General features: G+C 65.7%; 19 protein-coding genes. 10 read left to right on the top strand and 9 right to left on the bottom strand.

Going from position 1 to position 19013, the window contains the following annotated elements; all coding sequences use genetic code 11:
• The first annotated feature begins 5 nt into the window (after positions 1–5).
• A complete protein-coding gene (mutL, locus tag L0F51_RS12325) occupies positions 6–1880 on the top strand; it encodes a DNA mismatch repair endonuclease MutL (protein WP_234629534.1) in 1875 nt (624 codons plus the stop codon).
• A 9-nt stretch (positions 1881–1889) separates the two neighbouring features.
• Here the strand turns inward: mutL and rsmD are convergent, their stop codons facing one another.
• A complete protein-coding gene (rsmD, locus tag L0F51_RS12320) occupies positions 1890–2474 on the bottom strand; it encodes a 16S rRNA (guanine(966)-N(2))-methyltransferase RsmD (RefSeq protein WP_234629533.1) in 585 nt (194 codons plus the stop codon).
• Entirely contained in the window at positions 2449–3693 is a 1245-nt protein-coding gene (locus L0F51_RS20185) for a pseudouridine synthase (protein WP_370642395.1), read from the bottom strand. The genes rsmD and L0F51_RS20185 overlap by 26 nt, the downstream gene beginning before the upstream one ends.
• A gap of 37 nt (positions 3694–3730) precedes the next feature.
• On the opposite strand from L0F51_RS20185, the gene L0F51_RS12310 reads away from it, so the two are divergent.
• On the top strand, positions 3731–4183 hold the full coding sequence (locus L0F51_RS12310) for a nucleoside deaminase (RefSeq protein WP_234629532.1): 453 nt from the start codon (positions 3731–3733) through the stop codon (positions 4181–4183).
• Between the two features lie 4 nt (positions 4184–4187).
• Here the strand turns inward: L0F51_RS12310 and L0F51_RS12305 are convergent, their stop codons facing one another.
• Both L0F51_RS12305 and purD read right to left on the bottom strand, forming a co-directional pair.
• Entirely contained in the window at positions 4188–5084 is an 897-nt protein-coding gene (locus L0F51_RS12305) for a patatin-like phospholipase family protein (protein WP_234629531.1), read from the bottom strand.
• Positions 5085–5322: 238 nt separating this feature from the next.
• Entirely contained in the window at positions 5323–6582 is a 1260-nt protein-coding gene (purD, locus tag L0F51_RS12300) for a phosphoribosylamine--glycine ligase (protein WP_234629530.1), read from the bottom strand.
• Between the two features lie 117 nt (positions 6583–6699).
• Between purD and ubiA the strand changes: the two genes are divergently transcribed.
• Positions 6700–7650, top strand: a complete 951-nt coding sequence (gene ubiA, locus L0F51_RS12295; RefSeq protein ID WP_234629529.1) for a 4-hydroxybenzoate octaprenyltransferase — start codon at positions 6700–6702, stop codon at positions 7648–7650.
• A 91-nt stretch (positions 7651–7741) separates the two neighbouring features.
• On the opposite strand, the gene L0F51_RS12290 is transcribed toward ubiA, so the two are convergent.
• Positions 7742–8269 (bottom strand): hypothetical protein, encoded by a 528-nt coding sequence (locus L0F51_RS12290; protein ID WP_234629528.1) that lies wholly within the window; start codon positions 8267–8269, stop codon positions 7742–7744.
• A gap of 179 nt (positions 8270–8448) precedes the next feature.
• On the opposite strand from L0F51_RS12290, the gene L0F51_RS12285 reads away from it, so the two are divergent.
• Genes L0F51_RS12285 through lpxK form a run of 6 tightly spaced genes read left to right on the top strand, consistent with a single transcriptional unit; the run spans position 8449 to position 14423 of the window.
• Positions 8449–9300 carry a 3'(2'),5'-bisphosphate nucleotidase CysQ gene (locus tag L0F51_RS12285; protein WP_234629527.1) on the top strand — a complete coding sequence of 284 codons (852 nt, stop codon included), beginning with the start codon at positions 8449–8451 and terminating at the stop codon, positions 9298–9300.
• Positions 9301–9313: 13 nt separating this feature from the next.
• Positions 9314–9568: a DUF4170 domain-containing protein gene (locus L0F51_RS12280; RefSeq protein WP_092810027.1), complete on the top strand. Its 255-nt coding sequence runs from the start codon at positions 9314–9316 to the stop codon at positions 9566–9568.
• On the top strand, positions 9552–11384 hold the full coding sequence (locus L0F51_RS12275; RefSeq protein ID WP_234629526.1) for an ABC transporter ATP-binding protein: 1833 nt from the start codon (positions 9552–9554) through the stop codon (positions 11382–11384). Before L0F51_RS12280 ends, L0F51_RS12275 begins: the two co-directional genes overlap by 17 nt.
• 2 nt (positions 11385–11386) lie before the next feature.
• Positions 11387–12085, top strand: coding sequence for a lysophospholipid acyltransferase family protein (locus L0F51_RS12270; protein ID WP_128292349.1), 699 nt, complete (start codon positions 11387–11389; stop codon positions 12083–12085).
• Positions 12078–13427 carry a 3-deoxy-D-manno-octulosonic acid transferase gene (locus L0F51_RS12265; RefSeq protein WP_234629525.1) on the top strand — a complete coding sequence of 450 codons (1350 nt, stop codon included), beginning with the start codon at positions 12078–12080 and terminating at the stop codon, positions 13425–13427. The genes L0F51_RS12270 and L0F51_RS12265 overlap by 8 nt, the downstream gene beginning before the upstream one ends.
• 3 nt (positions 13428–13430) lie before the next feature.
• Positions 13431–14423, top strand: a complete 993-nt coding sequence (gene lpxK / locus L0F51_RS12260; RefSeq protein WP_234629524.1) for a tetraacyldisaccharide 4'-kinase — start codon at positions 13431–13433, stop codon at positions 14421–14423.
• A 19-nt stretch (positions 14424–14442) separates the two neighbouring features.
• On the opposite strand, the gene L0F51_RS12255 is transcribed toward lpxK, so the two are convergent.
• The 4 genes from L0F51_RS12255 to L0F51_RS12240 form a co-directional block, all read right to left on the bottom strand.
• Positions 14443–14676 carry a DUF2093 domain-containing protein gene (locus L0F51_RS12255; protein WP_234630333.1) on the bottom strand — a complete coding sequence of 78 codons (234 nt, stop codon included), beginning with the start codon at positions 14674–14676 and terminating at the stop codon, positions 14443–14445.
• A gap of 38 nt (positions 14677–14714) precedes the next feature.
• On the bottom strand, positions 14715–16583 hold the full coding sequence (locus tag L0F51_RS12250) for a monovalent cation:proton antiporter-2 (CPA2) family protein (RefSeq protein WP_234629523.1): 1869 nt from the start codon (positions 16581–16583) through the stop codon (positions 14715–14717).
• A 258-nt stretch (positions 16584–16841) separates the two neighbouring features.
• Complete coding sequence (locus tag L0F51_RS12245; protein WP_234629522.1) at positions 16842–17327, bottom strand: peroxiredoxin; 486 nt, start codon at positions 17325–17327, stop codon at positions 16842–16844.
• 123 nt (positions 17328–17450) lie between these two features.
• Complete coding sequence (locus L0F51_RS12240; protein ID WP_234629521.1) at positions 17451–18281, bottom strand: protein-disulfide reductase DsbD domain-containing protein; 831 nt, start codon at positions 18279–18281, stop codon at positions 17451–17453.
• Between the two features lie 124 nt (positions 18282–18405).
• Here L0F51_RS12240 and L0F51_RS12235 point away from each other — a divergent pair, with 124 nt between their 5' ends.
• Entirely contained in the window at positions 18406–19008 is a 603-nt protein-coding gene (locus L0F51_RS12235) for a YqgE/AlgH family protein (RefSeq protein WP_234629520.1), read from the top strand.
• Positions 19009–19013 lie beyond the last annotated feature (5 nt).

Genomic DNA, 19013 nt, shown 5'->3' with positions numbered 1-19013 from the left:
AGATCTTGGCCGTTCGCGCTCTTCCTGAGCATATCGTCAACCGCATCGCTGCCGGCGAGGTGATCGAGCGTCCTGCGAGCGTCGTCAAAGAGCTCGTGGAGAACGCCATCGACGCCGGCGCGCGGGCCGTCGAGGTGGTGACGAGCGCCGGCGGCAAGAGCCTCATCCGCGTCACCGACGACGGCGAGGGAATGTGCCGCGACGATCTCGTCGCCGCCGTCGACCGCCATTGCACCTCGAAGCTGCCGGACGACGACCTCGCCCACATCACCTCGCTCGGTTTTCGCGGCGAAGCGCTGGCCTCGATCGGCTCCGTGGCAAGGCTCTCCCTCGAAAGCCGGCACAAGAGCGAGGAGCATGGCTGGTCGATCCTCGTCGACGGGGGGCGCAAGGCCGAGCCGGTGCCGGCCGCCCGTGCGGCGGGGACGCAGGTTGAGGTGCGCGAGCTCTTTTTCGCAACGCCGGCGCGGCTGAAATTCCTGCGCTCCGACCGCGCCGAGACCTCCGCCGTCACCGATCAGCTGCGCCGCATCGCGCTCGCCCATCCCGATATTCGTTTCACGTTTGCGGGCGGTGACCGCAAGACGCTCGACTGGGCGCCGCGCAAATCGCTGCTGCCGCGGCTTGGCGATATTCTGGGCGAGGAATTCGCCGACAACGCCGTCCCTGTCGCGGCCGAAAAGGAGGGTGTGCGCCTGTCGGGCTTCATCGCCCTGCCGACTTACAACCGCGCCAATTCCCTGTCGCAATTCGTCGTCGTCAACGGCCGCTCCCTGCGCGACCGGCTGCTCGCCGGTGCGATCCGCGCGGCCTATGCCGACGTTCTCGCGCGCGACCGGCATGCGGTGCTGGCCCTCTTCCTGGAGCTGTCTCCGGAAGATCTCGACGTCAACGTGCATCCGGCGAAGGCCGAGGTGCGCTTCCGCGATTCCGGTCTCGTCCGGGGTCTCATCATCCGCGCCGTGCGCGAGGCTCTGGCCGAGCACGGCTTCCGTGCCGCTTCGACGGGCGGGGTGGAGACGCTCGAAGCGCTGCGCCGTTCGGCGGCAAGGCCGCAAGGCGGGGGAGGCGGCGCACAGCGTCCTTTCGGCTATGCGCCGACTGCTCCCTCCGGCTGGCAGGGCTGGGCGGCGCCGGACGCGAAGGGCGAGGCTGAGGCCGCTTCGCCGACTTTCGCGATGCACGAGGCCGAGCAGCCCGCGACCTTTGCCTCGGGCTTTGGCGAAGGGACACAAGCGGCCTTCGTCGATGACCGCCCGAGCGCGGAATTCCGGCAGGCCGAGACAGCCGAGGCCGTGTCCTATCCGCTCGGAGCCGCGCGGGCGCAGATCCACGAGAATTACATCGTTACCCAGACGGAAGACGGTCTCGTCATCGTCGACCAGCACGCCGCCCATGAGCGCATCGTCTACGAGCGTTTGAAAGAGGCGCTCGGCGGACGCCAGATCCCGCGGCAGATGCTTCTCATCCCCGAAATCGTCGATCTGCCGCATGAGGATGTGGAGCGGCTTGCCACGCGGGCGGATGAACTCGCAGAGCTCGGCCTGGTCGTGGAGCCGTTCGGGGCGGGCGCGATCTCCGTCACCGAAACGCCGGCGCTCCTGGGCGAGGTCGATGCGGCGTCGCTCGTTCGCGACATTGCCGACGATCTGGCTGAATTCGATGCGTCGACGCGCCTGCGCGAAAAGCTCGACCATGTCGCCGCGACCATGGCGTGTCACGGCTCGGTGCGGTCTGGCCGGCGCATGAAGCCCGACGAGATGAACGCGCTTCTGCGCCAGATGGAAAAGACACCCAATTCCGGCCAGTGCAACCACGGCCGGCCGACTTATGTGGCTCTGAAGCTCTCCGATATCGAGCGGCTGTTCGGCCGGCGCTGAAAGCGCCGTTCAGCTGGAGGACGGAACGCTCTCGGGTGCGTCGGCCGCCTGCAGGAAAATGAGCTGCGTGTCGCTGCTCTCGCGCTTGTCGACGAGCGCAAATCCCTTTGGCAGGGAAATCTCCGCCCGTTCGCTCTCTTCGAGCACGATGAGGGCATCGGGCTTCAGCCAGCCGCCCGCAAGGGCTGCGGCAAGCGCCTGTTCGCCGAGCCCCTTGCCGTAGGGCGGATCGCAGAAGACGAGGTCGAAGGGCGCCATCGTGCCGACGACGCCGAGCCTCGTCGCATCGCGGCGGAAGATGCGGGTGGCGCCGGTCAGCGCCAGAGTCTCGATATTCTTGCGGATGAGGCTGCGGCCTTCCACGCCCTGTTCGACGAAGAGCGCGTAGCCGGCGCCGCGGGAAATCGCCTCGAGCCCGAGCGCGCCCGTGCCGGCAAAGAGATCGAGGACGCGGCTGCCCTTGGCCGGCAATCCGTGGCGATGTTCCAGAATGGAGAACAGGCTCTCGCGCAGGCGGTCCGTCGTCGGCCGTACCGCCTGGGTTTTCGGCGCCGCGAGCGGCCGCCCCTTAAGGCTTCCGCCGACGATGCGCATGGCCGCCCTTCCTGTCGCCCGCGCTCGCGTCGCCGGATCCTGTGTGAGCGGACCTCACATTGCCGGGCCTTGCGTTCCCAGACTTGGCGAGACCGGCCCGGCCCTTGCCGGAGGTCTTCTCTGTGGTTCGCTTCTCGGCCGCTCTCTTGTCGTCGCCTTTCCGGTCCCGGCTTTTCTTGTCGCTGCGGCCGGTGACGGCGCGCTCGCCGGACGTGGCCTGCCGGGCGGGATGCGAAGTTTTGGCGCCGGAGCGCGGTGATCGTGCCTCGGTCTCGCTTGCGCCTCTGCCGGCCTTGCCCGCGCCCTTCCGGGGGGCCTGTTCGGAGCCTGCCGAGAGGCCGGCACCGCGTCGCCCGCCTTTTCGGCCCGCGGGCGCGCCGTCCTTGCCGCCCGGCTGCGACTTGTCGCCCGCTGGGCTTGTTGGGCGGGGAGGGGCGGTGAAATCTGCCCCGGAAGCCTCAGCCAGACGCTCGCCGAGCTGGTCGCGCAACGTCCGCCCCGGCACTTCCTTGACGGTGCCGACCGGCAGATCGCCGAGCTGGAACGGACCGTAGGAGACGCGGATGAGGCGGTTCACGACGAGGCCGAGATGTTCGAGCACCCGCTTCACCTCGCGGTTCTTGCCCTCGCGAAGCCCGAGGAGAAGCCAGACATTGTCGCCCTGCTGTCGTTCCAGGACGGCATCGATCGGCCCGTAGAGCATGCCGCCGACGGCGATGCCGCGCTTCAGCCGATCGAGCGTCTCCTGGTCGATGCGGCCATGTGCCCGCACCCGGTAGCGCCTGAGCCAGCCAGTCGACGGGAGCTCCAGCACGCGCGCCAGCCCGCCGTCATTGGTCAGGAGAAGCAGGCCTTCGGTGTTGATGTCGAGGCGCCCGACGCTCATCACCCGCGGCAGATCGGGCGGCAGGGCGGCGAAGACCGTCGGCCGCCCTTCCGGATCGCGTTGCGTGCACACGAGGCCTTTCGGCTTGTGATAGAGAAAAAGACGGCTTCTTTCGCGCGCCTGCAGCGGCTGGCCGTCGACGACGATCTTGTCGCGCTCGGTCACGGTGATGGCCGGCGTCGTCAAGACCCGGCCGTTGAGGCTGACGCGGCCTGCCGCAATCCAGCTTTCCGCTTCGCGGCGCGAGCATAGCCCGGCGCGCGCCATCACTTTCGCGATGCGCTCGCCCTTGTCCGGCCCGTCTTGCGCTTCTGAGGTTTTCTGCCCACTCATGCGGCAAGCTCTAGCAGAGGCGTCGCGGCCAGGCGAGATGAGACGAAGCCCCTTTATGACAGAAGCGCTTGCAGAGGCGGAAGCGGCCGCCGCACGCGGTGAGGTGCCGGTCGGTGCCGTGCTGGTTCTCGATGGCGAGATCATCGCGCGCGCCGGCAATCGCACGCTTGCCGACCGGGACCCGAGTGCGCACGCGGAAATGCTGGTTCTTCGTGCCGGTGCCGCGACGCTGAATACCGAAAGGCTGACGGGCTGCGACCTCTATGTGACGCTCGAACCCTGCACGATGTGTGCGGCGGCGATCAGCTTCGCACGCATCCGCCGGCTCTATTATGCCGCGGAGGATGTGAAGGGCGGCGCGGTCGACAACGGCGTGCGCTTCTTCTCCGCCCCGACCTGCCATCATGCGCCCGAGGTCTATTCCGGTATCGCGGAGGGCGCGGCGTCCGAGCTTTTGCGCGGCTTTTTCAAGGACAGGCGCGGGTCTTAGCGCGCTAATGCGCCAGGCCGATCTCCGCCTGAATCTTGGAGGCGGCGGGAGCATCGCTGCGCTCGAAGGGCGAATCGATGATGTGTTCGAGGCGCCGCTTCAAATCGTCCTTGAGCGGCTCGTTGAGCGAGATGATCTGCTCGCTCTTCAGGAAGTCGAGGATGAAGAAGCCATTGATTTCCGGCCTGAACAGGATGTCCGGCCGCCGCCGCTTCAGTTTTTCCGCCTGCACCGACTGCATGGAGATCTGGGCGGCGCCGATGATCGTCTCGAGCAGCCCCGGGACCTTGTCCGGGTCTCCGTTCGGCCCGCCGGCCACGTCGGAGGCGACGATCAGGGATTTGTCGAGACAGAGATCGATGGGCAGCGGATTGACGGCGCCGCCGTCGATCTGGATGCGCCCGTTGATCGAGACGGGCTTGAAGACGGAGGGAATGGCGATCGAGGCGGCGATCGCCGGCCGAAGTTCGCCCGTCTCCATCACCGTCTCGCACCAGCCGTAGAAGTCGCAGGAGACGACCTTGAGCGGGATCTTCAGCTCTTCGAAGGTTTCCGGCACCACTTCGATGCCGGGCACGAAGTTCTCCAGCACGCGCAGCGTATCGAACTGCGCCTGCAAGAGGCGGCCGCGAAGGATGTCGCCGAAGCCGATCGGGCGCGTCTGCCACAGGCGGGAATAGAGCTCTCGTCTCTGGCCGAAGAATTCGATCGCCCGCTCGCGCATCTCCCGACCGGACAGGCCGCTCGCATAACCGGCGCCGATGATGGCGCCGATCGAGGTGCCTGCGATCAAAGCGGGCTTCAGCCCGAGCTCGTCGAAGACTTCGCAGACGAGAATATGCGCCATGCCGCGGGCGCCGCCCCCGCCGAGCGCCAGACCGATATCGTGATTCAAGCTCATCCTTTAGCTCCCGGGCTTTCTCGCCCGCATCGGCCTCCCGCCTGCCTCTCCTCCCCGGTCTTTTTTCGCTCCAACGGTTCGTGAGGAAGTTATCGTCTTCGTGAACCGTAGAGGCGCTGCATGAAGGTTTTACAACCAACGCGCGACAGCTGTTTTGGTGCCGCTTGTGGTCCTGCGGCCTGCAAAGCCATCATGACATCTTGTTCTTTGGCGCGCCTGAAGAGCACCTGAAGCGCGTTCAGCCCCGACGGCTTGCCGCCTCTCCGATGTCGGACCGGCAGAAGCCTTCGGGCCAGTCGATGCGGCCGACGGCCTCATAGGCCCGCTTGCGCGCCTCAGTGAGATCGGCCCCAATTGCGCCGACATTGAGGACGCGCCCGCCGGCGGCAAGAATGTCGTCATCGACGCGACGTGTGCCGGCGTGAAAGACTTTTGCGCCTTCGACCGCCGCGGCTTCCTCCAGCCCCTTGATGATGCTGCCCTTCTCATAAGGGCCGGGATAACCCTTGGCGGCCATGACGACGGTGAGTGCCGGCTCCTTGCGCCAGGCGATGGAGGTGCGGTCGAGCGTGCCGGCGACCGCCGCATCGAGAAGCGCCAGGAGATCGCTTTCAAGCCGCATCATCAGAACCTGGCATTCCGGATCTCCGAAGCGGACATTGTATTCGATGAGTTTCGGGCCGTCGGCTGTGATCATCAGCCCGGCATAGAGAACGCCGCAGAACGGCATGTCACGCTTCGCCATCGCGGCAAGCGTCGGCTCGATGATCTCCCGCATCGTCCGCGCCTGGGTGGCGACATCCATCACGGGGGCGGGCGAATAGGCACCCATGCCGCCGGTATTGGGGCCCTCGTCGCCGTCATAGGCGCGCTTGAAATCCTGTGCCGTTGTCAGCGGACGTGCCGTCTTGCCGTCGCACAAGACGAAGAAGCTCGCCTCTTCCCCGACGAGATGCTCTTCGATGACGACCTGGGCGCCGTCCTCCAGAAAGATCGCTTCCACCGCCTTGCGCGCGTCTTCCGGCGTCGTGGCGATGGTGACGCCCTTGCCGGCGGCGAGACCGTCGGCCTTTACGACGACGGGCATGGCGTGTTTTTCCACATAGGCGAGCGCGCTCTTGCGGTCGCTGAAGGCCTCGTAGCCGGCGGTCGGGATATTCTCCTCCGCGCACAGAGCCTTGGTGAAGACCTTCGAGCCTTCGAGCTGTGCTGCCGCCGCACTCGGCCCGAAGGCGCGGATCTTCGCCTCCTTGAGCCGATCGACGAGGCCTGCCACGAGCGGGCCCTCCGGACCGACCACGACGAGGTCGATCGCTTCCTTGCGGCAGAAATCGACGACGGCGCGGCTGTCTGAAGAATCAAGTGGGACGCATTCCGCGACATTCGCGATGCCGGCATTCCCCGGCGCGGCAAACAATTTGCTCAAGCGCGGCGACGCCGCCAGCGCTCCGGCGAGCGCATGCTCGCGGCCGCCTCCTCCGATCAACAAAACCCGCACGTTTCAAGCCTCCTGAAGCGCTAAACCCCTCGCGCCTTATAGGTCGGGGTGATAAGCCGCAGCAGCCCATTCTTAAAGGGGCTTGACCTTCTCTCCCACTTTCGGTGAGCAAACGTCATGACAGACAATGCCGCACAGGGCGGAGCGCTCCCGGATTCCGTCTCCCGCCATTGGCTCGACCGGTTCGCTCCGGACTGGTTGAAGCCCTACGGGCGGCTGGCCCGCTGGGACCGGCCGATCGGCTGGTGGCTGCTTCTGTGGCCGTGCTGGTGGTCGTCCGCGCTCGCATCGATTGCCGATGGCCGCGCGTTCCCGCCGATCTGGCAGCTCACCCTGTTCCTCATCGGCGCCGTCGCCATGCGCGGGGCAGGCTGCACTTACAACGATCTGGTCGACCAGGATATCGACGCCAAGGTGGCGCGCACGCGCGCCCGGCCGATCCCGTCGGGGGCCGTCAGCCTCAAGCGGGCGCTTTTGTTTCTCTTCCTGCAATGCCTGGTGGGGCTTCTCGTCCTCATTCAGTTCAACGCCTTCACCATCGGCCTTGGCTTCGCCTCGCTCGTCTTCGTCGCGGTCTACCCGTTCATGAAGCGGGTCACGAACTGGCCGCAGGTCGTGCTCGGCATCTCGTTTTCCTGGGGTGCGCTCGTCGGCTGGGCGGCGATCTTCGGCTCGCTCGGCTGGGCGCCGGTGCTGCTTTATGCCGCCGCGATTTCCTGGACCGTCGCCTACGACACGATCTACGCGCATCAGGACAAGGAAGACGACGCCTTGATCGGCATCGGCTCGACGGCGCAGTTTTTCGGCGCCCGCACGCGTCCGGCTCTCGTCGGCTTTTTCGGGCTCGCCGTGGCTCTGCTTCTCGGAGCGGTGATGCTCGCCGGTGGCGGCTACTTCGCCTATCTCGGGCTCTTGGGCGTTGCCGCGCATTTTGCCTGGCAGGTGGCGACGCTCGACACCGAGGTGGCCGACAACTGCCTTCTGCGCTTCCGCTCAAACCGGGACGCGGGGGCCATCATCTTCGCAGGCCTCTGCCTGGACGCGCTGTTCAAGGCCGCCTTCGGCTGATATCCGGGGCCACCTAGCCGAGCCGCCCGGCCAAGGCCGGGCGCGGGGTTTTGGAAAAACTTGCCGGTGGAAAAACTTGCCGGTGGCCGGATCAGGTGCGCGCGATCAACTCGTGGCCCGTGATCGGCTCCTGCTCGCCCAGCCCGCCGATCCTGCGGCGCGCCAGAAAGCGCGGGCGTTTCGTGTTGCGCAGGGGGCGCCGGGTGCGCAGCTTCGAGCGGCCTCCGTCGAGACGCTTCGAGACATGAACGTCGCCGGCAAAGCCGCTCTTCAAATGCGCGCTCAGGGCGTCACGGAAGGTCTTGGCCTCCTCCAGTGGCAAGGTCTGCGCGAGGGTGAGCGTCAGCCCCGGATCGTCATGCTCGACGACGACGCAATAGCCCCCGATCTCGCGCACGAGGCGGACGCCTTTGAAGGCGCTGTGGGCGACATCGAGGAGGCAGCGCATGCCAGCGACGGTGCGCTCGATCACGACGCGTTCGCTGGCAAAAAGCGCCACCGCACGTCCGCCTTCAGCCGTCGTCGCCGCATACCATCCAAAGGTCTCGAAGACGGCGGGCCGCCGCATTGGGCAACCCGTTGTCTCGTCTTCGACCAGTTTCTGTTCTGTTTGACGCATGTTTTTTTGCCCGGCCTGTTTGGCTCTTTCCTCGGCTTTTGCCGATTTGATAGCCGAGAGGATCGCGCCTGGCATCTGCGGATTGCTTAAGGGGCGTGGTTAAGACTGTGTCTCTGTCTTTGAGGGTAAGCGAACTCTGAACATTGCGCTTTTGCGACGGCGCACGATATGGCAGTGCAATGGATCAATCTGACACTCAAATTCCGGCCGACGAGACGGAGCGCAATCGCGCCGATCGGACGCTCCTGGCAGACGCCGCGCGCCGCGCCGGCACGCTTGCGATGCGCCATTTCCGGCACGATCCGGAGAACTGGAGCAAGGCCGGCGGCTCGCCGGTCTGCGTGGCCGACATGGAGGTCGATGCCTTTCTGCGCGAGGCGCTTCTCGCCGCCCGGCCGGACTATGGCTGGCTTTCCGAAGAGACCGCGGACAATCCGCGCCGGCTCGAATGTCGCAGCGTCTTCGTGGTCGATCCGATCGACGGAACCCGAGGTTTCCTCGCCGGCGATCCGCATTGGTGCATTTCGATCGCCGTCGTGCGCGACGGCCGCCCGGGCGCGGCGGTGCTTTTTGCCCCCGCCCTCGACCGTCTGATGACGGCCACGCTGGGCGAGGGGGCGAGCGAAGACGGTGAAAAAATCACGGTGGCGGACCGTCACACTTTGAGCGACTGCGCCATTGCCGGGCCGAATTCTTGGTTCAAAAGCGAGGTCTGGCGCGAGCATTCTGTGAGGCCTTCGCGGTATTTGCCCTCGCTCGCCTGGCGCTTTGCCAACGTGGCTGACGCATCTTTCGATGCGGCCTTCGCGCGCCCTCGGGCACATGACTGGGATCTTGCGGCGTGTGATCTTTTGGTGCACGAAGCCGGTGGCCGGCTGACCGCGTTGGACGGACGGCCGCCCGTCTACAACCGGGCGGAGCTGCGGCATGGAACGCTTGCTGCCGCCAATCCGGGACTGCAGGACAAATTGCTTGCCGTTCTGCGCCGGGTCGAAGAGGAGCGCGCGGCGCGCGCCGGGATCTCTCACTGATCAAGGGCCATATATGACCTCTGAACCTCGCGAAGCGAAAAGCGGACAGCTTCTCCACCTCGTTTTCGGTGGCGAGCTGAGCGATCTGCGCGGTCTTCATTTCACCGATCTCGAAGCGCTCGACATCGTCGGCGTCTATCCGAACTACGCCGAGGCCTACAAAGCCTGGAAGGAAAAGGCGCAGATGACGGTGGACAATGCGCATATGCGCTATTTCATCGTGCATCTGCACCGATTGCTCGATCCTGAACATGACCCAAAGCGGTAGTTCCGGCGAAATCAGCCGGGACGGTGGCAGCGATACTCTGACGGTCGAGGACATCTCGGCCTATGCCGTCATGCGGCGGCTTCTGGTCGACATTCTCTGGCCGCATCGTCGCGTCCTTTTCGTCGCGCTGATCAGCATGGTTGTCGGCGCGGCGACGTCCGGTGCCGTGCCCTTCCTGATTCAGGTCGTGGCGGACGAGGTGTTCGTCGCCAAGAACGAAGTGCTTCTCTACCTGCTGCCGGTGGCGATCATCCTCGTCATGGGGGTGCGCGGCGTTGCCGATTGGACGTCCAAGGTCACCGATGCGTGGCTCGGCAACAAGGTCGTCTCCGAACTGCGCATCCGCATGTTCGAGACGCTGACGAAGGCCGATCTCGCCTGGGTCGAGCGCACGCATTCGGGCCGCTTCGTCTCCGCTTTCGTCAACGACGCCGATATCGTCCAGCGCGCGGCCGCGAAGACCATGACGGCGCTCGTCAAGGATTCGCTGACGGTGCTCTTTTTGACGGCATCGATGTTCTACATGGACTGGCGGCTGGCGCTCCTCGTCTGCGCGGGCATGCCCTTCGCCTATTTGTATCTGACGCGCCAGCGCAAGCGCATTTCCGGCTCCGTGCGGCGCTCGCTCAAGGAAGCGGGCGATCTCGGCAGCATGCTGACGCAGACGCTGCAATCCCTGCGCGTCGTCAAGGCCTATCGCCAGGAGCAGCGTGAGGCCGAGCGCTTCCGCACCATCGTCGACAACATCGTCCGCTATCTGATGAAGACGGCGCGCTCACGTGCTGCCGTCGGCCCGGTCACCGAGACGCTTTCGGGCGTCGGCATTGCCGCCGCGATCTTCTATGGCGGCTGGCAGGGGATTTACGGCAACGTCTCGCTTGGCCACTTCGCCGGCTTTTTGACGGCTGCGATGCTGACCTATCCGCCGATGCGCACGCTGGCCCAGACCCAGGCGCAGCTTTCCGAAGGCGTGACCGCGGCAAGCCGCATCTTCGCCGTCATCGATCATTCCGCGATCGTCGCGGAGAAGCCCGGCGCCAAGCCGCTCAATGTGCGCGAAGCACGCATCCGCTTCGAGCATGTCGATTTCTCCTATGACAACGGCACGCCGGTCCTGCGCGATTTCGATCTGTCGATCGAGCCGGGCCAGAAAGTCGCTTTGGTCGGACCGAGCGGCGCCGGCAAGAGCACCGTTCTCAATCTCGCCTTGCGCTTTTTCGATCCGAGCGGCGGACGCATTCTCATCGACGGTCAGGATGTTCGCGACGTCACCTTGCCGAGCGTGCGCGGTGCATCTGCGCTCCTGACGCAGGACCCGGTTCTGTTCGACGAGACGATCCGGACCAACATCGCCTATGGGTCGGAAGAGGCGTCGCAGGAGCAGATCATCGAAGCCGCCAAAGCTGCGGCGGCGCATGATTTCATTTCCCGTCTGCCGAACGGCTATGAGACGCATGTGGGCGAAGCCGGGGGACGGTTGTCGGGCGGCGAACGGCAGCGCGTGGCTTTTGCGCGCGCCATGCTGCGCGATGCCCCGATCCTGCTTCTCGACGAGCCGACGAGCGCGCTCGATGCGGAAGCCGAAGCCAAGGTGCAGACTGCTCTCGACGGGTTGCTGAAAGGGCGCACGGTTCTGATGATCGCGCATCGCCTGTCGACGGTGAAACGGGCCGATCTCATCTGCGTCATGGTCGAAGGACGCATCGTCGAGCGTGGCAGCCACCACGAGCTGATCGCCAAGAACGGCGCCTATGCGCGCATGTTTCACACGCAGTTCGTTGGCGAGGCACCAGCCTTGGCGGCTGCCGGACGCTGAGCATGCTGAAGACACTTGCGCGGAACCCCAAAGTGTCCCGGTTCGTGGGACGCGCGGCCGGCGCCTATCTGAGATTCGTGCGGCGCACGACGCGTTTTGCGACCGACCCCGCGGAGCCTTATTCCAAGATCGAGGGCAAGCTGCCGATCATCGGTGCCTGCTGGCACGGGCAGCATTTCCTGGTGCCGCTGATGCGGCGCGAGGGGCACGACTTCGCCGTGCTCGTCTCCCGCTCTGCCGATGGGGCGATCAATGCCGCCGCGGTCGAGGCGATGGGGCTCAAGGTGGTGCGGGGTTCCGGCGGCCGCGACCGTCTGAAGGCCGCCAAGAAGGGCGGCGTCGCAGGATTCCTCGGAATGCTCGATGCTTTGGAGCATGGCCTGTCGGTTGCGCAGACCGCCGATGTGCCGCGGGGCACTCCGAGGCGTTGCGGTGAGGGCGTGGTCAAACTCGCGCAGCATTCCGGACGTCCGATCGTGCCGCTTGGCGTCGCCACGAAGTGGCGCATCGATCTTGGCAGCTGGGACCGGGCCCGCATTCCGCTTCCCTTCGGTCGCGGCGGCTTTGCGCTCGGCGATCCGATCTTCGTTCCCGCAAAGGCGACGCCGGAAGAGCTGGAAGCCCTTCGGCTGTCGGCCGAGGAGGGCTTGAATCAAGTTCTGGCAAAGGCGGAAGAGCTCGCGGGGATCGCCCATGCGTGAAATCGACGGCCCCCCGATGCGGGAAATCGACGGTCGCGGTTTCTGGGACCGTGTCGCCTTCGCCGCCTGGCGCAGCGCCGGCCGGCTCGTCGAGCCCGCTGCGGCCCTGCTTCTGCGTGAGCGCGAGCGACGCGGCAAGGAAGAGGGCGAACGGCTGGCGGAGCGTCGCGGCATCCCCGGTCGCAAGCGGCCTGCGGGGCCGCTCGTCTGGGTGCATGCAGCGAGCGTCGGCGAGACGAATGCTGTCCTCGCTCTGATTGCAGCCATTCAGGAGCAGGGGCTCGGCGTCCTGTTGACGACCGGCACGGTGACCTCGGCGAAGATCGCCCGCGCCCGGCTGAAGGGCAACGCCATCCACCAATATGTGCCGCTCGACGTGCCGCGCTATTGCGCCCGCTTCGTCCAGCATTGGCGGCCGGGACTGGCGATCTTCGTGGAATCGGAGCTGTGGCCCGTCGCCATGGACGAGCTGTCGCGGCATGGCGTGCCGCTCGTCGTCGTCAATGGCCGAATGTCCCCGCGCTCTTTCCGCCGCTGGCGGCAGAGCGGTCCGCTCGGACGGTCGATCATGCGGCGCATCTCGCTGTGTCTCGCCCAGACGGGCGATGACGCAGCCCGCTTCAAGGCGCTCGGCATGGACAAGGTCATGGTCAGCGGCAATCTCAAATTCGATGCGCCGAAACCGTCCGCGCCCGCGGCGGAGCTTGCCGCCTTCCGCGAAACCATCGAGGGGCGGCCCGTCTTTCTGGGCGCGAGCCTGCATCCGGGAGAGGACGAGCAGGTTCTGGCCGCTGCGGAGAAGCTGCGCGCCGTGCGTCCCGATCTTCTGACGATCCTGGCCCCGCGCCATCCGGAACGCGCCCCGGCGCTTGCCGATCTTTGCCGCAATGCGGGGCTGACGCCCGCGTTGCGGTCGGCCGGCGATATGCCCGACATGACGAAACCCGTCTTCATCGCCGATACGATCGGCGAGATGGGGCTGTGGTACCGGCTGGCGGACGTGACCTTTCTCGGCGGCACCCTCATTCCGCATGGCGGACAGAACCCGATCGAGCCGGCGAAACTCGCAGTGCCGATCCTGCACGGACCGCACACGGCGAACTTCGCCGAGATCTTCGCGGCGTTGCGCACGGCCGATGCCGTCGGCGAAGTGAGCGGGGCGGATGATCTCGCCGCCCAGGCCGAAGCGCTGTTCGCCAATCCCGAGCACCGGCGCCAGCGCGTCGACGCGGCCACGCATTGCATCGAAAGCCTGACGGGCGCGCTGGAGCGGAGCCTCGACGCGTTGCGTCCCTATCTGCCGGTAAAACCGGCCGTCGCCCGGGTCGGCGAGGCGGGCTGAGCCATGCATGCGCCGTCCTTTTGGTGGCGGAAGGGCGCAGCTCTCGGCTGGGCGCTCGCCCCGGCAGGCTGGTTATATGGCTGGTTCACGGCCCGGCGGATGCGCCAATCCGGTGAGGCGGCGCCATGTCCGGTCCTGTGCGTGGGCAATTTCACCCTCGGCGGTTCCGGCAAGACCCCGCTCGCCCTGGACCTCGGCCGCCTGGCGATCGAGAAGGGGCATAAGCCCGGATATCTGTCACGCGGTTATGGCGGATCGACCAAGGGTCCGCTCGAAGTCGATCGCAGCCGTCATTCGGCGGACGAGGTCGGCGACGAGCCGCTGCTTCTGGCTTCCGTCGCACCGACCGTCGTGGCGCGCGACCGTGTCGCCGGCGCGAGACTTCTCGCAGAAAAAGGCGTGGATCTCGTCATCATGGATGACGGCTTTCAGAATCCGAGCCTCACGAAGACGGTCTCGCTCGTCGTTGTCGATGGGGCGAGGGGAACAGGCAACGGCTTCGTTGTTCCGGCGGGACCGCTGCGCGCGCCCATGAATTCGCAGCTTCCGTTCGCCGACAGCGTCTTCATCATGGGCGAAGGCGAGCCGGGCGATGCCGTGGCGGTAACGGCCGAAGCGGAAGGCCTGCCGGTCTTCCGCGGCATGCTGCGCCCAAGCGGCCGCGGCGCATGGCAGAATGAACGGTTTCTCGCTTTCGCGGGGATCGGCGCGCCGGAGCGTTTTTTTCGCTCGCTCGAAGATGTGGGGGCCGTCGTTGCGATACGGCAGCCATTTCCCGATCACCACCCCTACAGCGAGGAGGATTGCGGGAGGCTCGTCGCAGACGCCGAGCGCGCCGGCCTGACGCTCGTCACCACGGAAAAGGACGCCGCGCGTCTCACCGGACAAGGAGGGGCGCGGCAGGCGCTCTATGAGCGGCTCACCGTGTTTCCGGTCGAGGCCGATATTCCCGAAAGGGAAGCTCTGTGGGCCTGGCTCGCCGAGCGTCTCTTCTGAGGCGGCACGTGCCGGTGGGCTATCCGGCGGCCTTGGCGTCGCGCAGCTCGAGCTCGCGCTTCAAGGACGCCGCCGCATCGGCATAGGGCTCCTGCCGGTCGACGCTCCAATAGCGCAGCTCCGAAAGCGGGATGCGCATGCCCGTGACGGCACATGTCACGAAGGTGCCGGGAACCGTCACCTGGAAATCTCCATCGAGATAGCGGATTTTGGCCTCGCCGCCGGGGCCTATGCCTTCATATCTGTTCATGATCTCTAACTAATGGCTTTTGGACGGGAATTGAAGCCGCATCAGGCCCGCTCGGTTTCACGCGCGGGCGGCGGCGGAACGTGGTCGTCGTCTTCTTCCTCGTCGCGCGCGCGGTGTTTTTCCGGCGGAACGAGAGGTTCGGGCTCGACCTTTTGCGGATGCATCAGGTGACGGCCGGAGGAGAAGTCGCCGCTTCTCTGCCAGGAGAGCCTCTCCGCATCGCGCCGCCGCACATCTTCCAGCGTCGCCTGGACTTCTTCGCGATCGAAGCCGATCGCCATCAGCGCTTCGCCGCCGAAGACGAGGCCCGATTCGTAGGTCTCTCGCAGCTCGTAATCGACACCCTTTTCGATGAGTTCGAGCGTGTGCGCCCGGTCCCAGGCGCGCGCGTAGATCTCCGCCTGGTCGAACTCCGCGACGAGAATGTCGACGATCCGGTTCGTGGTTTCCCGCTGATCGACGCAGACGCAAATGAGCTTGGCTTCCTCGGCGCCGGCGGCGCGCAACACGTCGATGCGGGTGCCGTCGCCAAAATAGATGCGGAAGCCGAAGCGGGCGGCCTGGCGGATGCGTTCCGCATTCGCCTCGATGATCGTCACATTGACGTTGCGGGCGAGCAGCACCTGACTGACGATCTGGCCGAAGCGGCCGAAGCCGATCACCAGCACCTCGCCGCCGGCCCCCTCGAAATCCTCTTCCATCGCGTCTTCGTCCTCTTCGATGAGGAGGAATTTGCTGAGCCAGAGCGACAGCGGCGTCAGCGCCATGGAGAATGTGACGATCGCTGCGACGAAGGAGGTCTCGGACGGCCAGAGCGCCCGTGTGGCGGCCGCCGAGGCGAAGAGAACGAAGGCGAATTCACCGGCCTGCGGCAACAGGGTGGCGGTGCGGACCGCATTGTTGTGGCTGGCACCGAAGAGCCGGTTGAGCCCGTAGAGGATCGCGCCCTTGAGGAGCATGACGATCGGTACGACGAGGAGGATGCGCCACCAGGCGACGAGCACGCTCGACAGATTGATCGACATGCCGACGGCGATGAAGAAAAGGCCGAGAAGGAGCCCGCGAAAGGGCTCGATATTGGCCTCCAGCTCGTGGCGAAACGAGGAATCGGCGAGCATCACCCCGGCGATGAAGGCGCCCATGGCCATCGACATGCCGGCCATGTCCATGATGGCCGCGGCCGCGAGCACGACGAGCAGCGCCGCAGCGGTCATGATCTCGCGCGCCTTGGTGGCGGCGAGGAGGCGGAACATCGGATTGAGCAGAAAGCGGCCGGCGAGAAGCAGGAGGCCGGTGGCCAGAACGAGCTTGATCACCTCCACCACGCCGCTCGAGGCGACATTGTCCGTATTGCCCGGCGACATTAGCGGCACCAGTGCCAGAAGCGGCACGATGGCGATGTCCTGAAAGAGCAGGATGGAAAAGCTCTTCTGCCCGTAGGGCGTCTTCAGATCGTTCCTTTCGGCCAGATCCTGCATGCCGTAGGCGGTCGACGACATGGCGAGACCGAAGCCGATGATCAAGGCCGGCTCCAGACGCCAGCCGAACAGAAAAAAGCCGAGGCTGAGGACGATGCCGGTGACGCCGACCTGGGCGGCGCCCATGCCGAAAATATCGCGCCGCATCGTCCAGAGTTTCGAGGGCTTGAGCTCGAGGCCGATGATGAACAGAAACATGACGACGCCGAGTTCGGAGACGTGCAGGATCTGTTCCGGCTCGCTGATGAGGCGCGCCAGCGGGCCGATGATGACGCCGGCCGCCAGATAGCCGAGAACGGAGCCGAGGCCGAGACGCTTGGCAAGCGGCACCATCAGCACGGCTGCTCCAAGCAGGATCAGCGGCTCGGCAAAGAGCACAGCATTGGTGGCGCCGGCGGCTTCCGCGACGGCTTCCGCTGTTGAAGCGGCCATTCCAGTCAGCCTCGAAGGATTTGTCTGAGACGATACAGTCTTAATGCCGCCGCTTGAAGAGGGCGAAAGTGCAAGGGGGCCAAGACTTGCGGCGGTATCTTGAAAAAAAGTGCCGCGATCGAGAGATGCCGTTCGCGCGGCTGCTCAAGGTGAGCGGGCGGGTTCGGCCCTCAAAGGCCTGCCGCGCGACGCACGCGCGGCAGGATCATCGTGTTGCAGGACGCGCGGCCCGAAACGACGGGCCGAGACAAACCTAGATCACAGAGCTTCCAGGACCGCCGCGGCCGTCGACTTTTCCGCCGTGGAGGGGGCGTCCTCGACGTAGATCGATTTCACCACGCCATCGTCGACAATGGCGGCAAAGCGTGCGAGCCGGGTCCCGAGGCCCGCGCCCGAACCGTCGATGGCAAGGCCGGTGGCTTTCGCGAATTCGGCATTTCCGTCCGAAAGGAAGGGAATTTTGCCGGTGGCGCCGGTCGCCTCGGACCAGGCCTTGAGCACGAAGGGATCGTTGACGGCGACGAGCGCGATCGTGTCGACGCCGCGCTCCTTGATCGCGTCGTAATGCTCCAAAAAGCCGGGCAGATGCTTGTTCTGGCAGGTCGGCGTAAAGGCGCCGGGCACGCCGAACAGAACGACCTTCTTGCCGGGAAAGATCTCGTCCGTGGTGCGCTTTTCCGGGCCGTTTTCGCCGGAGACGAAGAAGGTGGTCCCTGGGATGCGATCGCCGGCGGAAAGGGTCATGAAGATCTCCTGATGGTAGAAACACGCAAAATCGAGGGGCGCCGCGCTTTGTACAGGCGGCGTAGCTCCGATTTAGGGCGGCGCCGGGAGGTTTGAAGTCGTGAGCGCGAAGAGAGTGTGTCGTTAGGGAAGCTTCATCGACTGCTCGATGGCCTCTCCGCCGGAGACGAGGGTGAAGCGGAGCTCCTTGCCGGACAGGGCCTTGGCCTCCTGCGGGCTCGAAAAGCGCAAGCGATAGACGAAACTGCCGCCCTCATGCGTGCCAAGCTCGGGGACCGGGAGATAAGCTCCGTCGGGCGCCTCGGCGAAAAGAGCGGGTGCTTGCTCAGGCGCCCGCTCCGCCGCTACGGGGATCGTCACGTCGCTGCCGTCGCGCTGCGGGCTCTCGATTGCAAGCCCGGCCGCTGGTCCTTGCTGCGGCAGTTCGGCCACCGCCTCTTTGAGGGCGATGCGCGAGCGCGGATCATCCTGCGGCTGCGGATCGATGGTGAGCGTGGCGGCCCCGTCGGCGGGGATGCAGACGTCCTTGCACACGCCGTAGAAGGCCGAGAGCTTGAGGACGACGGGCTTGGTCGGATCATCCGCCGTCACGAGGACAGGAAGAGCCGCCCGGTCGAAATAGACCGCCGATATGCTGGTGCCGTCGTCATAGCGTTCGGGCGCGGGATAAAGCACTTTGGCGGAGCGCAGGTTTTCGGATCCGGAAAAATCGAAACGCGGGGGAATACCGACATCGCCGGGGCTGCGCCAATAGGTGTGCCAGCCGGGTTCGAGCTCGATTTCGATCCCCGCCATCACTTCGCCGTCGACGGGCGACGCGATCAGGCGGAGACGAGAGCGCTCCCCCTCCGACCAGTCGGATTGTGCGGCTGTGGCCTGACCGGCAAAGACGGCGAAGGCCAGGGACGCGAAAAGGGGGACGATCAGGGAGGGGAGAAAAAAACGTCGCTGCATACGACCACCTTGCATATGACCCGGACGGGCGGCCAATCTCTTCCGCGCTCTTATGGTCATTTCTTGGTGAGGCAAAACCCCGCCGAGCCTGTTCAAGCGCCACGGCGGTTGCTACCATCCGGGTATGACAACAGCGACGCCGGATAGCGGCTTCTTGGACGGCCAGTTTCTAATCGCGATGCCGACGATGGGCGACAAGCGGTTCGAAAGGACGGTCATCTATCTCTGCGCGCACTCCGATCAGGGCGCGATGGGGATCGTCATCAACAAGCTCGCGCCTGAAATCAATTTCCGCGATCTCCTCGCCCAGCTCGACATCGGCCATGAAGAGGACGTGGTGGTGGGCGATCCGCGCCATCTCGACGAGATCCGCGTGCATCGCGGCGGCCCCGTCGAAACGGGCCGCGGCTTTGTCCTGCATTCCTGCGACTTTTTCCTCGAAGAGGCGACGCTGCCGATTTCCGATGAAGTCTGCCTGACGGCGACGCTCGATGTCCTGCGGGCGATTGCAGACGGCGAGGGGCCAGCCGAAGCGCTTCTGGCGCTTGGCTATGCGGGCTGGGCCCCGGGCCAGCTCGAGCTCGAGATCCAGGCGAATGGCTGGCTGAACGGACCCGCCGACAGGGCGATCCTCTTCGATGCCGATCTGGAGACGAAATACGATCGCGCGTTGTCGAAGATCGGGGTCGCCCAGGACCGGCTGTCGTCCCTCTCAGGCCACGCCTGATCTCT

The organism is Afifella sp. H1R, from assembly GCF_021462425.1.
Classification (GTDB): Bacteria; Pseudomonadota; Alphaproteobacteria; order Rhizobiales; family Afifellaceae; genus Afifella; species Afifella aestuarii.
The sequence above is the reverse complement of the archived record's forward strand: the minus strand, read 5'-3'. Positions and strand labels throughout refer to the sequence as shown.